14 protein-coding genes and 1 tRNA gene are annotated in these 13639 nt (G+C 76.2%); 9 read left to right on the plus strand and 6 right to left on the minus strand.

The genetic code is table 11. The features are described from left to right. Window positions 1-45: 45 nt before the first annotated feature. Window positions 46-128: transfer RNA gene (locus tag LFA75_RS11340), tRNA-Leu, on the plus strand. 62 nt (window positions 129-190) lie between these two features. On the opposite strand, the gene LFA75_RS11345 is transcribed toward LFA75_RS11340, so the two are convergent. Next, window positions 191-616, minus strand: a complete 426-nt coding sequence (locus tag LFA75_RS11345; RefSeq protein ID WP_225233743.1) for a DUF1707 SHOCT-like domain-containing protein — start codon at window positions 614-616, stop codon at window positions 191-193. 88 nt (window positions 617-704) lie between these two features. On the opposite strand from LFA75_RS11345, the gene LFA75_RS11350 reads away from it, so the two are divergent. Both LFA75_RS11350 and LFA75_RS11355 read left to right on the plus strand, forming a co-directional pair. Further along, a complete protein-coding gene (locus LFA75_RS11350; protein ID WP_225233744.1) occupies window positions 705-1343 on the plus strand; it encodes an HhH-GDP family DNA glycosylase in 639 nt (212 codons plus the stop codon). Between the two features lie 39 nt (window positions 1344-1382). Beyond that, complete coding sequence (locus LFA75_RS11355) at window positions 1383-3233, plus strand: aldose epimerase family protein (RefSeq protein WP_225233745.1); 1851 nt, start codon at window positions 1383-1385, stop codon at window positions 3231-3233. Here LFA75_RS11355 and LFA75_RS11360 read toward each other — a convergent pair. Next, window positions 3230-3874, minus strand: a complete 645-nt coding sequence (locus LFA75_RS11360) for a PilZ domain-containing protein (protein WP_225233746.1) — start codon at window positions 3872-3874, stop codon at window positions 3230-3232. The two genes, LFA75_RS11355 and LFA75_RS11360, sit on opposite strands and share 4 nt — an antisense overlap. A 91-nt stretch (window positions 3875-3965) precedes the next feature. On the opposite strand from LFA75_RS11360, the gene LFA75_RS11365 reads away from it, so the two are divergent. Continuing rightward, window positions 3966-4670 (plus strand): MOSC domain-containing protein, encoded by a 705-nt coding sequence (locus LFA75_RS11365; protein WP_225233747.1) that lies wholly within the window; start codon window positions 3966-3968, stop codon window positions 4668-4670. A gap of 14 nt (window positions 4671-4684) precedes the next feature. Next, complete coding sequence (locus LFA75_RS11370; protein ID WP_225233748.1) at window positions 4685-4891, plus strand: RNA-binding S4 domain-containing protein; 207 nt, start codon at window positions 4685-4687, stop codon at window positions 4889-4891. 98 nt (window positions 4892-4989) lie between these two features. Here LFA75_RS11370 and LFA75_RS11375 read toward each other — a convergent pair whose 3' ends face one another. Beyond that, a complete protein-coding gene (locus LFA75_RS11375; protein ID WP_225233749.1) occupies window positions 4990-5835 on the minus strand; it encodes an Fpg/Nei family DNA glycosylase in 846 nt (281 codons plus the stop codon). A 96-nt stretch (window positions 5836-5931) separates the two neighbouring features. Between LFA75_RS11375 and LFA75_RS11380 the strand changes: the two genes are divergently transcribed. Then, window positions 5932-7332 (plus strand): RNB domain-containing ribonuclease, encoded by a 1401-nt coding sequence (locus tag LFA75_RS11380; protein WP_225233750.1) that lies wholly within the window; start codon window positions 5932-5934, stop codon window positions 7330-7332. Here LFA75_RS11380 and LFA75_RS11385 read toward each other — a convergent pair. Next, window positions 7329-8711, minus strand: a complete 1383-nt coding sequence (locus tag LFA75_RS11385; protein WP_225233751.1) for an FAD-binding oxidoreductase — start codon at window positions 8709-8711, stop codon at window positions 7329-7331. The genes LFA75_RS11380 and LFA75_RS11385 overlap by 4 nt on opposite strands. Window positions 8712-8769: 58 nt before the next feature. Here LFA75_RS11385 and LFA75_RS11390 point away from each other — a divergent pair, with 58 nt between their 5' ends. From LFA75_RS11390 to LFA75_RS11400, 3 genes are read left to right on the plus strand one after another with little or no spacing between them, the layout of a single operon-like run. Continuing rightward, window positions 8770-9021, plus strand: a complete 252-nt coding sequence (locus LFA75_RS11390; protein WP_225233752.1) for a hypothetical protein — start codon at window positions 8770-8772, stop codon at window positions 9019-9021. Beyond that, complete coding sequence (locus LFA75_RS11395; RefSeq protein WP_225233753.1) at window positions 9018-10190, plus strand: pyridoxal phosphate-dependent aminotransferase; 1173 nt, start codon at window positions 9018-9020, stop codon at window positions 10188-10190. Before LFA75_RS11390 ends, LFA75_RS11395 begins: the two co-directional genes overlap by 4 nt. Continuing rightward, window positions 10187-10945 (plus strand): nitrilase-related carbon-nitrogen hydrolase, encoded by a 759-nt coding sequence (locus LFA75_RS11400; protein WP_225233754.1) that lies wholly within the window; start codon window positions 10187-10189, stop codon window positions 10943-10945. Before LFA75_RS11395 ends, LFA75_RS11400 begins: the two co-directional genes overlap by 4 nt. A 68-nt stretch (window positions 10946-11013) precedes the next feature. Here the strand turns inward: LFA75_RS11400 and LFA75_RS11405 are convergent, their stop codons facing one another. Together LFA75_RS11405 and LFA75_RS11410 are read right to left on the minus strand one after the other, a co-directional pair. Next, on the minus strand, window positions 11014-12633 hold the full coding sequence (locus LFA75_RS11405; RefSeq protein ID WP_225233755.1) for a Na+/H+ antiporter: 1620 nt from the start codon (window positions 12631-12633) through the stop codon (window positions 11014-11016). 16 nt (window positions 12634-12649) lie between these two features. Continuing rightward, complete coding sequence (locus LFA75_RS11410; protein ID WP_225233756.1) at window positions 12650-13636, minus strand: endonuclease/exonuclease/phosphatase family protein; 987 nt, start codon at window positions 13634-13636, stop codon at window positions 12650-12652. Window positions 13637-13639 lie beyond the last annotated feature (3 nt).

Raw genomic sequence — 13639 nt, forward strand, 5'->3', positions numbered from 1 at the left:
CGGCGGAAACCTCTCCGACCCGGCTGATACTGTTCTCCCTCGCCAGGGCAAGTGGCGGAATGGCAGACGCGCACGGTTCAGGTCCGTGTGTCCGAGAGGACGTGGGGGTTCAACTCCCCCCTTGCCCACAGCACACGAGAGGCCCCACCCGGTTCCGGGTGGGGCCTCTCGTGGTTCCGGGGACCGCGGCTCAGCGGCGGGTGAGGGACCCGCGGGTGGTGACGGTGCGGGCGAGCAGCACCGCGCCCCACGGGCCCACGACCCAGACCGGCCAGGGGTAGTGCCAGTCCCCGGTGCCCAGCGAGCTGGCCAGGTAGACCGCGGACACGATCATCGCGACGATGATCCACGCGCGCCAGGCGCCGCGCAGGTCGCCGTCCCCGCCGCAGCTGCCGTAGGCCGCCCGGCCGGCGTCCTCGGTCGTGGGCTCCTGCGCCGCCGTCGGCAGGTCGGTGGTGAGGACGGCGAGGTCGGCGTGGGTGCGGGCCGCGTAGGTGGCGGCCAGCCGCTCGTCGTACTCCTCGACGGTCAGGCGCCCCTCCCGCAGTGCGGTGCCGAGGACCTCGGCGACGATGGCGCGGTCGGTGTCTGCGGCTCGCAACGTGGTCTCGGGCATGACCCGAGTCTTCGCCGGGGTGCCCCTCCGGCACCACTGACGTCTGTCACCGATGTGCCCTGGCCGCCGTCATGGGTAGGGGTGCCGCATGACGCACCGGGAGACCGCCGACGCCGTCCTCGAGCGGTACGGCACCACCTACGCCGCCGACGCCGGGATCCGGCTGGCCGACACCCCCGCCCCGCTCTGGCAGCTGCTGGTGCTCGCCGAGCTGCTCAGCGCCCGGATCGACGCCGGGATCGCCGTCGCGGCCACCACCGAGCTGCTCGACGCGGGGCTGACGACGCCCGACCACATGCTGGAGGCGAGCTGGCAGGACCGGGTCGACGCGCTGGGCCGGGGCCACTACCGGCGCTACGACGAGCGCACGTCCCGCCAACTGGGTGACCTGGCCACGCAGGTCCGCGACCGCTGGCACGGCGACCTGCGCCGGCTGGCCACCGAGGCCGACGGCGACGCCGACCGGGCGGCCGCGCTGCTGCAGAAGTTCCCCGGCTTCGGGCCGACCGGCGCGCAGGTGTTCCTCCGCGAGGCCCAGGCGGTGTGGCCCTGGCTGCGCCCGCACCTGGACGACCGCGCCCTGCGCGGTGCCGAACGGGTGGGTCTGCCGACCGACCCCGCAGCCCTCGCCGAGCTGGTGGACGGCGACGACCTGGCCCGGTTCACCGCCGGCCTGGTGCGCGTCTCGCTGCTGCCCGCCGCCGAGGACCCGCTCGGCGACAGCTGACCGGTCGCCCGCGGTGCCCGGCCGTGGTGAGGTGACACCGTGCCGATCGACCCGCACTTCACCCCGTTCCTGCAGCGCCTGGCCGAGCTCGGTGCCACCCCGCTGGTGAGCGGGGACGCCGTCGTCGACCGCCAGCGCTACCGCGCGCTGTCGCTGGCCCGCCGAGGGGAGGGCTACCGCCCCGAACCGGTGGCCGACGTCGAGGACCGCACGATCGCCGGCCCCGACGGCGACCTCGCCCTGCGGATCTACCGGTCGGGGCTGGGCCGGGTCGGCGGCCAGACCCGGCCGGTGGTGGTCTGGCTGCACGGCGGTGGCTGGGCGGTGGGCGACCTGGACACCCACGACCCGGTGTGCCGGGCGGTGGCCAACCGGCTGGGCGCCACCGTGCTGGCGGTGGACTACCGGCTGGCCCCCGAGCACCCGCACCCCGCGCCGCTGGACGACTCCGTCGCCGCGGTCCGCTGGGCCGCGCACCGCTGGCCGACCGCGCCCCTCGTGGTGGCCGGGGACAGCGCCGGGGCCGGCCTCGCGGCCGGGGTGGCCCTGCGCTGCCGCGACGAGGGCGGGCCGGTGCTGGCCGCCCAGCTGCTGGCCTACCCGGGCCTGGACCCCACGATGGGGATGCCGTCCACCGACGAGAACGGCACCGGCCTGTTCCTGGAGAAGGTCGACATGCGCCGGTTCTGGGACTGGTACCTGCCCGACGGCGGCGACCGGTTCACCGCACCGCTGGGCACCGACCTGACCGGGCTCCCCCCGGCGGTGGTGGCCACCGCCGAGTTCGACCCGCTCCGCGACGAGGGCGACACCTACGCCGTGGAGCTCGCCGCCGCCGGCGTGCACGTCGTCCACCTGCCCGGGCCCGGCCTGGTGCACGGGTACTTCGGGCTGACCGAGATCGCCCCTGCGGCCGCCGTCCGGCGGTCCGAGGTGCTCGACGTGCTGGCCGACCTGCTCGGCACCCCGGGCGTCGGCCCGGAGGAGCCGGCCTGGCCGACCACCGAGCCGCTCGGGGCCTGGCTGGAGCGCGGTGCCGCCCGGGTCGCGGTGGACCTGCGCGGCGGCGGGCTGCGCCGGCTGGCCGTCGGGGACTGGGACGTGCTGGACGGCTACCCGACCGGCGTCGTGCCCAAGGGCCGCCGCGGCGGCCTGCTGCTGCCCTGGCCCAACCGGCTGCGCGACGGCGCGTGGTCCTGGGACGGCGCTGACCTGCAGCTGGACGTGACCGCCGAGGGCGCCGCGATGCACGGCCTGCTGTCCTGGCAGCCCTTCGCCGTCCTGGCACGCACCCAGGACACCGTCACCGTGGGCACCGTGCTGGAGCCGCGGTCGGGCTACCCGTTCCGGCTGGCCGTCGCCGTGGACTACCGGCTGGAGCCCGACCGGCTCACCGTCACCGTGCGGGTGCGCAACGCCGGCACTCACCCGGCGCCGTTCGGCGTCGGCATGCACCCCTACCTGCACGTCGGCTCGGACGCCGACGGCGCTGTCGGGGCCGCGGACCTCGACGTGCCCGCGCGCACCGCGCTTGACCTGGACGGCGGCCTGCCCACCGGCGGGCGGCACGCCTTCGACGGCGCGGTCGGCACGATCGGCGACCGCGCGCTGGACGACGCCGTCACCGACCTGGTCCGGGACGACGACGGCTGGGCGCGGGTCCGGCTGAGCGGCCCGGCCGGTGCGCTGGAGCTGGCCGTGGACCGCAGCTGGCCCTGGCTGCAGGTCTACACCGGCGACACCCTGCCCGAGGGCCAGCGGCGCCGGAGCCTGGCGGTGGAGCCGATGACCTGCCCGCCGAACGCACTGGCCGACGCCGCCGACCTGGTGGTCCTGGCCCCCGACGCGACGTGGTCGGGGACCTGGACCCTCGGGTGGACGCCGGCCTAGAGGTCGCCGCGCCGGGCCAGGTGGCGCAGCCGCTCGAACACGCGGCCGCGCACCTGGTCCTGGGCGCGCTCGGGCCAGTCGAGGAAGACCAGCGAGGCCTCCAGCCGGCCGTCGGTGACCGGGAAGCCGCGGCGGACCTCGGCCGGCCCGCTGATCGAGGACCCGTCGGTCAGCTGCAGGGTCACCGTGACCCGGTCCAGCACGGCCGGCCAGCCCGCCTCCACCGGCCACCGGCCCCGGAGACCCGTCTCGCTGAGGTCCAGGCTGGTGCCGGTCACGGTGCGGCCGCCGTCGGCGAGGACGACGGGCAGCCCCACCTCGGCCCGGACCGCGCCGCGCCGCTGCGCCGAGCGGGTGCCGGACACCAGCTGCAGGCGCCAGGTCGGCTCGCCGTCCAGCACCACCTCGAGGACCTCGGCGGTGCGGGCGCGGGGTCCGGACCGGGTGGACCAGACCAGCTCGACCTGGTCGCCGACCGGGACCCGGATCCGCCGTCCGGTGCAGTCCTGGGCCACGGTGACGACGAGGACGCCGTCCCCGGGCTGGTCCTCCGGGACGAACGCCACGAGCAGGTCGTCGCGGTCGGCCACCTGCACGTCGATCACGCTGCGGGGGCCGGGCAGCTCCTCGCCGTCGGTCATGGTCGTCTCCTGGGGGGATGTGCGGTGCGGGCGACAGGTTGGCATCCCGGCGGGCGCAGCGGGGGCGGACCCGCCGCGCGACACTGATCGCATGCGGGTCATCGAGCTCTGGCGCTACCCGGTGAAGTCCCTGCAGGGCGAGCGGTGCACGGCCGTCGACGTCGGGCCCGAGGGGTTCGCCGGCGACCGCGCCTGGGCCCTGTTCGACACCGGCACCGGGTTCGGGCTGACCGCCCGGCGGGTGCCCGACCTGCTCTTCGCGGCGGCGCGGTCCACCGGTGGCCGCCCCGAGGTGGTGCTGCCCGACGGCACGGTCACCGACGACGACGCCGTCCTGTCGGCTTGGACCGGTCGGTCGGTGGAGCTGCGGCCGGCGTCCTACACCGGGCCCCGCACCTACGAGAACCCCGCCGACGTCGACACCGAGTCGCGGTGGAACCCGTTCTCCGGCGCCGACGGCGCCTTCCACGACAACGCCACCGCCCGGGTCACCCTGCTGTCCACCGGGACGACCGGGTCGTGGTCGCCGCGGCGGTTCCGGGCCAACGTGCTGCTCGACGGCGCCGGGGAGGACGAGCTGGTCGGCCGGCAGGTCCGGCTGGGGACGGCGGTGCTGGAGATCGGCGAACCGGTGCCCCGCTGCGTGATGACCACCCGGCCGCAGCCGGGCGGGGTCGGCCGGGACACCGGGGTGCTCAAGACCATCCACCGCGAGCACGACGGCACCCTGTCGGTCGGCGCGATGCCGGTCGCCGGTGGCCGGATCGCGGTCGGCGACGAGCTGCAGGCAGGCTGAGCACCGTGCAGACCGTGGAGCTCCGTGCCGGCGAGGACGTCATCCGGCTGGGCCAGCTGCTGAAGCTGGTCGACGCCGTCCCGACCGGGGCGCAGGTGAAGGACGTCCTGACCAGCGGGGACATCACCGTGAACGGCGAGCCCGAGGAGCGGCGCGGGCGCCAGCTGCACCGCGGCGACGTCGTCACCGTCGAGGGCCTGGACTCCTTCCGCATCTCCTAGCGGGGGTACACCTAGCGGGCTTGCGGAAGGACCCCGTCGCCCCCCACGGCACGCTCCGCGCGCCGCGGGGCCCTGCGACGGGGCCAACGGTCAGGTCCCTAACGGGGCTGGCAGCTGGGGCACCACCAGACCTTGCGGGTGCCCATCTCGGCGACCCGGATCTCGGTGCCGCAGCGCAGGCAGGGCTCGCCGTCGCGGCGGAAGACGTAGAACGCGTCGTCCCGGCCGACGTGGCCGTCGGTCTCCGGCCGGTCCGCCGGGTCGGTGGTGATCTCCTTGCCGCCGCGCTCGACCGCCTCGGACATGACCCGGGCCATCTCCGACCACATGGTCGTGAACTCGTCCTCGGCGACGTCGACCCCGGGCCGGTGCGGGTCCACCCCGGCCAGGAACGGCACCTCGGCCCGCCAGATCAGCCCGGCGCCGGCCGTGACCGCCTGGTCCAGCAGCAGCCCGCCGATCGGCTTCTTCGATTTCCGCACCTTGGCCCACGCGAGGCCGGGGTCGGCGTCGTCCCGGAGCGGGTCGGGGCCCAGCTTGGCGACGGCCCGGTCCATGCCCTCCTCGTCGACCAGCGTGCAGGTGATCGCCCCGCGCAGCTCGGCGCTGCGCTCGGCGTCCCCGCGCCCGGTGCGCAGCCGCAGCCGCACGTTGCTGGAGTCGGCGTTCACCACCGGGCGGCCGGACAGCTGCTGGTGGTCGGCGTCCCACCACGTCCAGCCGCCGATCAGGCCCAGGTGCACGTGCAGGTACTGCGGGGAGGCCCCGGAGAACCGCAGGAACAGGTTCTTGCCGAAGGCCTCGGTGTCGCGCAGGGTGCGCCCGTCCAGCGCCGCGGCGCCGTCGGCGAACCGGCCTTGCGGGCTGTCGGTGTGCACCACGCGGTCACCCATCGCCTCGTCGAAGCGGCGTGCGTCCACGTGGATCATGTGTCCCTCGGGCATGGGGCCTGTCTACCTGCCCCGCCCGCATACCCGGCCGGCACCCGGCTGGCACCCGCTCGTTCCACGTGGAACGTCGCGCTGTGCCACCGTGGCGCCGTGGCTCGCGTGCTGAAGGTGTCCGCCCCGCTCGACTCCGCCCCCCTCGACTTCGCCGCGGTCCGGGCGGAGTTCGACGTCCCGACGGACTTCCCGGCCGAGGTGCTGGCCGAGGCCGACCGGGTGGCGGCCGACCCGCCGCTGCCCGAGCACGACGCGACCGACCTGCCGCTGGTGACCATCGACCCGCCCGGGGCCCGAGACCTCGACCAGGCGATGCACCTGGCCCGCACGGACGGCGGCTACCGGGTCTCCTACGCGATCGCCGACGTCGGGGCGTTCGTGCCGCTGGGCAGCGCGATCGACGCCGAGGCCCGCCGCCGAGGCCAGACGGTCTACTGCCCCGACGGCCGGACGCCGCTGCACCCGCCGCAGCTGTCCGAGGGCGCGGCCAGCCTGCTGCCCGGCGAGCTCCGCCCGGCGGCGCTGTGGACGATCGACCTGGACGCCGAGGGCGAGGTCACCGCGGTCGACCTGCGCCGGGCCCGGGTCCGCAGCCGCGCGCAGCTGGACTACGCGTCGGTGGGTGCCGACGTGCCGCCGGAGCTGGAGCTGCTGCCCGAGATCGGCCGGCTGCTGCAGGCCCGCGCCCGGGACCGCGGGGCGATCGAGCTGGGCACGCCGTCCCAGGAGGTCGAGGCCGGGCCGGACGGCGGGTGGACCGTCGTCTTCCGCGGACAGTCCGACGTCGAGGACTGGAACGCGCAGATCTCGCTGCTCACCGGCCGGTGCGCCGCCCGGCTGATGCTCGACGGCGGGGTCGGCGTGCTCCGGACCCTGCCGCCGGCCGACCCCGGCGCGATCGCCGCGCTGCGCCGGCTGGCCCCCGGGCTGGGCGTCGACTGGCCGGACGGCGCCACCCCCGGCGAGGTCATCGCCGGGCTGGACCCCGCGCAGCCCCGGCATGCCGCCTTCCTCGACGCCGCGGCGTCGCTGCTGCGCGGCGCGGCCTACACCGCCTTCGACGGCACCCCGCCGGCCGAGCCGGGGCACGGCGGCGTCGGCGGGCCCTACGCCCACGTCACCGCGCCGCTGCGCCGGCTGGTCGACCGGTTCGGCACCGAGGTCTGCCTGGCCCTGGCCGCCGGCGGGCAGCCCTCGGCGGAGCTGCGGGCGGCGCTGCCCGAGCTGCCCGCGCTGATGGCCGCCTCCGACCGGCGCACGCACGCCGTCGAGCGCGCCGTGGTGGACCTGGTCGAGGCGACGCTGCTGGCCGGCCGGGTGGGCGAGGTGTTCGACGCCGTGGTGCTGGACACCGAGGAGAAGCGGTCGACCGTCGTCCTCACCGACCTGGCCGTGCAGGCCCGCTGCGACGGCAGGCTGACCCCCGGCGACCGGGTCCGGGTGCGGCTGACCGCGGCCGACCCGGCCACCCGCGCCGTCCGCTTCGAGCCGGCCTAGACCACCTTGCCGGGGTTGAGGATGCCGGCGGGGTCCAGGGCCTGCTTGACCGCGCGCTGCATCGCCATCACCGCCGGGCCCACCTCGTCGGCCAGCCCGGGGCGCTTGAGCAGCCCGACGCCGTGCTCGCCGGTGACGGTGCCGCCGACGGCCAGCGCGGCGGTGATGATCTCCTCGAAGGCCAGCTGGGCGCGGGCACGGGCGGGCTCGTCGCCGGGCGGCGTGATGATCAGAGGGTGCAGGTTGCCGTCGCCGGCGTGCGCGATGTTGGCGATCAGCACGTCGTGCGCGAGCGCGATCTCCTCGATCCGGCCCAGCACGGCGGGCACCGCGGCGATCGGCACGCAGACGTCCTCGGTGAGCACCGGGCCCAGCCGCTCCAGCGCCGGGTAGGCCAGCCGCCGGGCGGCGAAGAGCGCGTCGGCCTCCTCCTGGTCGGTCGAGCGCGCGGCCCAGGTGGCCCCGGCGGACTCGAAGCAGGCCAGCAGCGCGTCCGCCTCGGCCTCGCCGGCCGCGCCGGGGGCGTCGGTGCGGCCCAGCAGCACGACCTGCGCCTCGGTGGACAGGCCCATGTTCTTCCAGGCGTCCACGGCGGCCAGGCAGTGCCGGTCCACCAGCTCCAACGCGGACGGCGTCAGGCCCGCGGCGCCGACCGCCCGCACCGCCTCCCCGGCCGCGACCACGGAGTCGAAGTACCCGGCCACGGTGTGCTCGGGCAGCCGGGCCGGCCGCAGCCGCAGGGTGACCTCGGTGACGACGCCCAGCGTGCCCTCGCTGCCGACCATCAGGCCGGTCAGGTCGTAGCCGGCCACGCCCTTCGCCGTCCGGCGGCCCAGCCGGACCACCTCGCCGGTGCCGGTCACCACCTCCATGCCGAGCACGAAGTCCCGGGTGACGCCGTACTTCACGCAGCACAGCCCGCCGGCGTTGGTGGCCACGTTGCCGCCGATCGTCGACCAGGGGGAGGACGCCGGGTCCGGCGGGTACCAGAGGCCGAAGCCGGCCACGTGCGCCCGCAGGTCGTCGTTGACCACGCCGGGCTGCACGACGCACAGCCGCTCGACCGGGTCGACCTCGAGCACCGCGGTCATCTGCTCGGTGCTGAGCACCACGCAGCCCTCGACCGCGTTCGCCCCGCCGGACAGCCCGGTGCCCGCGCCCCGGGTCACCAGCGGGACCCCGTGCCGCAGGCAGGCCTGCACCACGACCTGGACGTCGGCGGCGCTGCGCGCCCGGACGACGGCCAGCGGCGTGCCGTACGGCGCCCACTCGGCCTCGTCGTGCCGGTAGGAGGCGGCCACCTCCGGGTCCTCGACCAGCCGGCCGTCGGGGAGGGCGCTGCGCAGCTCGTCGACCAGGGTCGCGGTGGACGTCGTCATCCCCCGAGTGCACACCCGCGGCGCCCGTCGCGCACACGGAGGGGTCAGACTCGACGGGGTGGGCGACTTCGTGGACTACCGCGGCGACCCGATCGCCGTCGACGACCGGGTCCGGATCGCCCCGACCCGCACCCGGCGCGGCGTCCCGGCCTACCTGGGCGGCGAGGTCGGGCGGGTCGCCTCCCTCGGCCGGTCCAAGGTCACGGTGGTCCTCGACCGCTACCCCGACCGTCCCTGGGTGGTGCCGCCCGACGTCCTGGCCCGGGTGCACCCGGACCGCGGCGCGGGTCTGGGAGGCTCGCCGGCGTGAGCACCCCGCACCTCGCCGCGCGCCTGCAGGGCTTCGGGACGACGGTCTTCGCCGAGATGAGCGCACTGGCGGTGGCCACCGGCTCGGTCAACCTGGGCCAGGGCTTCCCGGACACCCCCGGCCCGCCCGAGGTCCTCGACGTCGCCCGGGCCGCGATCGGCACCCCGCTGGACCAGTACCCGCCGGGCCCGGGGCTGCCGGTGCTGCGCGAGGCGGTCGCCGCCCACGTGCAGCGCTTCCGCGGCCTGGCCTACGACCCCGACACCGAGGTGCTGGTGACCGCCGGGGCCACCGAGGCCCTGGCCGGGGCGCTGCTGGGCCTGCTGGACCCCGGTGACGAGGTCGTGGTCTTCGAGCCCCTCTACGACAGCTACGCGGCCGGGATCGCGATGGCCGGGGCGGTCGCCGTCCCGGTGCCGCTGCGGCCCCCGGTCACCGACGGCGTGGGCGCCGACCCGTGGACCTTCGACCCCGCCGAGCTGCGGTCCGCGGTCGGGCCGCGCACGAGGCTGGTGCTGCTCAACACCCCGCACAACCCGACCGGCAAGGTGTTCGACCGGGCCGAGCTCGAGCTGGTGGCCGAGGTGGCCCGCGAGCACGACCTCCTCGTGGTGACCGACGAGGTCTACGAGCACCTGGTGTTCTCCGGGTCCCAGCACGTCTCCCTCGCCGAGCTGCCCGGCATGCGGGAGCGCACGCTGGTCGTCTCCAGCGGCGGCAAGACGTTCTCCACCACCGGCTGGAAGGTCGGCTGGGTGTGCGGTCCGGCCGAGCTGGTGACCTGCGTCCGGACGGCGAAGCAGTTCCTCACCTACGTCAACGCCGGCCCGTTCCAGCCGGCGATCGCCGCCGGTCTCGGCCTGCCGGACAGCTACTTCGGGCAGCTGGCGGCCGACCTGGAGCGCAAGCGCGACCTGCTGGTCGCCGGGCTCGCGGCGGCCGGGCTGCCCGTCGTCTCCCCGCAGGCCACCTACTTCGCCACCGTGCGGGTGCCCGGGGACGGGCTGGAGTTCTGCCGGGAGCTGCCGCACCGGGTCGGGGTGGTCGCCGTCCCGATGTCCGCGTTCTACCTGGCCGAGCACGCCGAGCTGGGGCTCGACCTCGTCCGGTTCGCGTTCTGCAAGCGCGACGAGGTCCTCGCCGAGGCCGTCGGGAGGTTGTCCGCATGAGGGTCGCCGCGGTCCAGCACGACATCGTCTGGGAGGACCGGGCGGCCAACCACGCCGCGCTGGCCGGACCGGTCGCCCGGGCGGTCGACGAGGGCGCCGGGCTGGTGGTGCTCTCGGAGACCTTCTCCACCGGGTTCTCGATGACCCCGGGCATCGGCGAGCCCGAGGGCGGGTCGAGCGCGACGTGGCTGGCGGAGCAGGCCCGGCGGCACGGCGTCTGGGTGGGCGGCTCCAGCGCGGAGGTCGCGGCGGGGGAGACCCTGCCGCACAACGCGTTCGTGCTGGCCGGCCCGGGCGGGGAGCTGCACCGCTACCGCAAGGTGCACCCGTTCACCTACGCCGGCGAGCACGAGCGCTTCCGGGCCGGGATGGCGCCGCTGACCGTGCAGGTCGGTGACCTGCGGGTGAGCCTGTTCGTCTGCTACGACCTGCGCTTCGCCGACGAGTTCTGGGCGCTGGCCCCGGACACCGACCTCTACCTGGTGCCGGCCAACTGGCCCGCCGCCCGCCGGGTGCACTGGCAGACCCTGCTGCGGGCCCGGGCGATCGAGAACCAGGCCTACGTGGTCGGGGTCAACCGGGTGGGCACCGCCGGCGACGGCACCGAGCACTGCGGGGACAGCGTCGTCGTCGGCCCGCAGGGCGAGCTGCTGGCCGAGGCCGGCGACGGCGAGGCGGTGCTGCTCGCCGACGTCGACCCGGCCGAGGGCGCCCGCGTGCGTCAGCAGTTCCCCTTCCTGCAGGACAGGCTCTGACCCGGCCCGCCTCCAGGGGACCGCGGCGCGCGCAGCGTGGCGTGGGGAGGAGGGAGGGCCTTCTTCCATCAGTCGTCGGCCTCGACGCCCAGGAGGCGGACCTCCTCGACGTCCAGCTGGGCCATCAGCCGGCGCATGACGATGTCGTCGATGGTGTGCTCGTCGCGCAGCCGGACCACCGCCTCCCGCTTGTCGGCCAGCAGCGCCAGCCGCAGCCGCTGCTCGACGGCGGCCTCGTCCAGCACCCGGCGCTTGGCGGCCCGGTGGTCGGGGTCGGTGACCCGGCCGTCGGCGAGCACCTCCTCCAGGTGCTGCTGCCGGATCCGGGTCTCGTAGGCCTCCCGCACCCGCTCCACGACGGCCTCGGGTGCACCGATCTCGGCGGCCCGGCCGTCGATGGCCTCGGCGCCGGCCCGGGTCATCTCGCGCTCGGCGAGCAGCCGCTCCTCCTCCTCGGCCGGGTCCTGCTGCAGCCGGGAGAACCGGATCACCGCCGGCAGGGTCAGCCCCTGCACCACCAGCAGGACCACGATGACGCCGAAGGTCACCAGCAGCACCAGGTCCCGGCCCTCCAGCGGACCGCCGGCGGCGGTCGTCGTCGGCACGGCCAACGCGGCGGCCAGCGACACCGCACCGCGGAACCCGGCCCACTGGGTGGGCAGCCGGCCGCGGAAGCCGACCCGCCGCAGCCGCTGCTGGGGACGACGGTCCAGCGCCCGGATGACGTAGGGCAGCGTGTTGCCCCACAGCAGGCGGGTGGCCACCACGGTGAGCGACACCCACAGCGTGGCGGCGACCCCGGTCCACAGCTCGGCGGCCGACCGGCCCTCGACCACGGCGTGCAGCTCCAGGCCGACCAGGACGAACAGCGACCCGTTGAGCAGGAACGTGGTCAGCGTCCAGAACCCGGCCGACTGCACGCGGGCCCGGGCGGAGATCACCCGCGAGGCGATCTGGGTGAGAGTCAGCCCGCAGGTCACCACCGCGACCACCCCGGAGGCGTGGATCAGCTCGGCCGGCAGGTAGGCCAGGAACGGGGTGAGCACGCTCATCACGTTCTCCAGCCGGGCGTCGTGCAGCCGGCGGCGCACCTCGACGACCAGGAACGCCAGTGCCAGGCCGACGGCGATGCCCCCGGCGTAGGACCCGACCAGCCGCCACGCGATCCCGGCCGGCCCGACGTCCAGGGTGCCCACGGCCACCCCGACCGCGACGCCGAAGATCACGAGGGCGGTGCCGTCGTTGACCAGGCTCTCCGCGCGCAGCAGGGTGCGGGCCCGGCGGGGGAGCAGACCGGCCACGGTGGACACCGCCGTCGCGTCGGTCGGGGCCAGCACCGCGCCGAGCACGAAGGCCATCGGCCAGGACAGCCCCAGCGCGTGCGCCACCACGGCGACCGTGCCGGCGGTGACCAGCACCAGCCCGACCGACATCAGGCTGATCACCCGCAGGTCGGCCCGGATCTGGCGCAGCGAGATGGTCAGCGACTCCCAGTACAGCAGCGCGGGGAGGAACAGGAAGAGGACGACGTCCGGGGGCATCTCGACCCCGCCGACGCCGGGCAGGAACCCGACCACGGTGCCCAGCGCCAGCAGGACCAGGGGAGGGGGGAGCCGGAGCCGGCGGGCCAGCACGGTCCCGGCCAGCACCAGCACCCCGACGACGACGAGGACCTCGAGCGCGCGCACCGGCAGATCCTCCGCCCTACCGGGCCGGCAGCACCAGTTCCGCGGCCACGGCCCGGTGGTCGCTGCCGGGCAGGTCGTGCACCGTGAACGACGCGACGCCGATCCGCCGGTCGGCCAGCACGTGGTCGATGGTCAGCCGGGGCTGCGGCCGGGTCTCCGGCGTCCAGGTGTGCACCAGGCCCTGGCCGGCCCGCGTCGCGGCGTCGGCGTACCCGCGGGCGAGCAGGCGCCGGAACGCGCCGTGGTCGCGGGTGGCGTTGAAGTCCCCGGCCAGCACCCGCAGGACGTCGTCCCCGGTCGAGGGCAGGGCGGCCATCTCGCGCTCCCAGCGCGCGGTCCGGCCCACCGACATCGGCGGGTCGGTGTGCACGGCGGTGACCTCGAGGTCGGGGCCGCCGGGGACGGCGAGCCGGACGACGGGCTGCTCGAACCGGCCCGGCGCGCCGCCGCGGTCCAGCACCTCCAGCCGGGTCCAGACCGCCCCGCCGGCCGCCGGCGGGGCACCGGGCCGGTGCCCGCGCACGTGCTCGGTGGGCAGCAGGTCGCGCAGCCCGGCGGCGCGCAACCGCTCGTCGGCGGTCGGGGTCAGCTCCACCAGGCACAGCACATCGGCGTCCAGCGAGCGGACCAGCTCGACGACGGCGGCGGGGTCGGCCCGGCCGTGCAGCAGGTTCGCCGACACGATCCGCACCCGGGCGCCGTCGGTGCGCACCGGCGAGACCCGGGCGCGGGCCAGCGTCACCCCGGCCAGCACCCCGGCCGCCGTCGCCGAGAGCAGGGTCGCGGCGGGGGAGCGGCGGGCCACCGCGAGGGCGAGCGGGAGCACCGACGACGCGGCCGCGTAGGGCACGAAGGACATCGCGGGGACCAGCGGCCAGCCCCGCTCGTACCCCGTCACCCGCAGCGCGGCGCACACCGCCCACGGGGTGGCCACGGCCAGGGGCAGGAGGTCGCGCCGCACGGGTTCCACCGGGACCATGATCGACCACAGGGGGTTGTTCACCTC

Source organism: Klenkia terrae, assembly GCF_900491935.1.
GTDB classification, from domain to species: domain Bacteria; phylum Actinomycetota; class Actinomycetes; order Mycobacteriales; family Geodermatophilaceae; genus Klenkia; species Klenkia terrae.

Bases quoted from the DNA above. Each gene is read 5' to 3' on its own strand.
- LFA75_RS11345 (WP_225233743.1), bottom strand. From the start codon at position 616: ATGCCCGAGACCACGTTGCGAGCCGCAGACACCGACCGCGCCATCGTC.
- LFA75_RS11350 (WP_225233744.1), top strand. From the start codon at position 705: ATGACGCACCGGGAGACCGCCGACGCCGTCCTCGAGCGGTACGGCACC.
- LFA75_RS11360 (WP_225233746.1), bottom strand. From the start codon at position 3,874: ATGACCGACGGCGAGGAGCTGCCCGGCCCCCGCAGCGTGATCGACGTG.
- LFA75_RS11365 (WP_225233747.1), top strand. From the start codon at position 3,966: ATGCGGGTCATCGAGCTCTGGCGCTACCCGGTGAAGTCCCTGCAGGGC.
- LFA75_RS11375 (WP_225233749.1), bottom strand. From the start codon at position 5,835: ATGCCCGAGGGACACATGATCCACGTGGACGCACGCCGCTTCGACGAG.
- LFA75_RS11385 (WP_225233751.1), bottom strand. From the start codon at position 8,711: ATGACGACGTCCACCGCGACCCTGGTCGACGAGCTGCGCAGCGCCCTC.
- LFA75_RS11400 (WP_225233754.1), top strand. From the start codon at position 10,187: ATGAGGGTCGCCGCGGTCCAGCACGACATCGTCTGGGAGGACCGGGCG.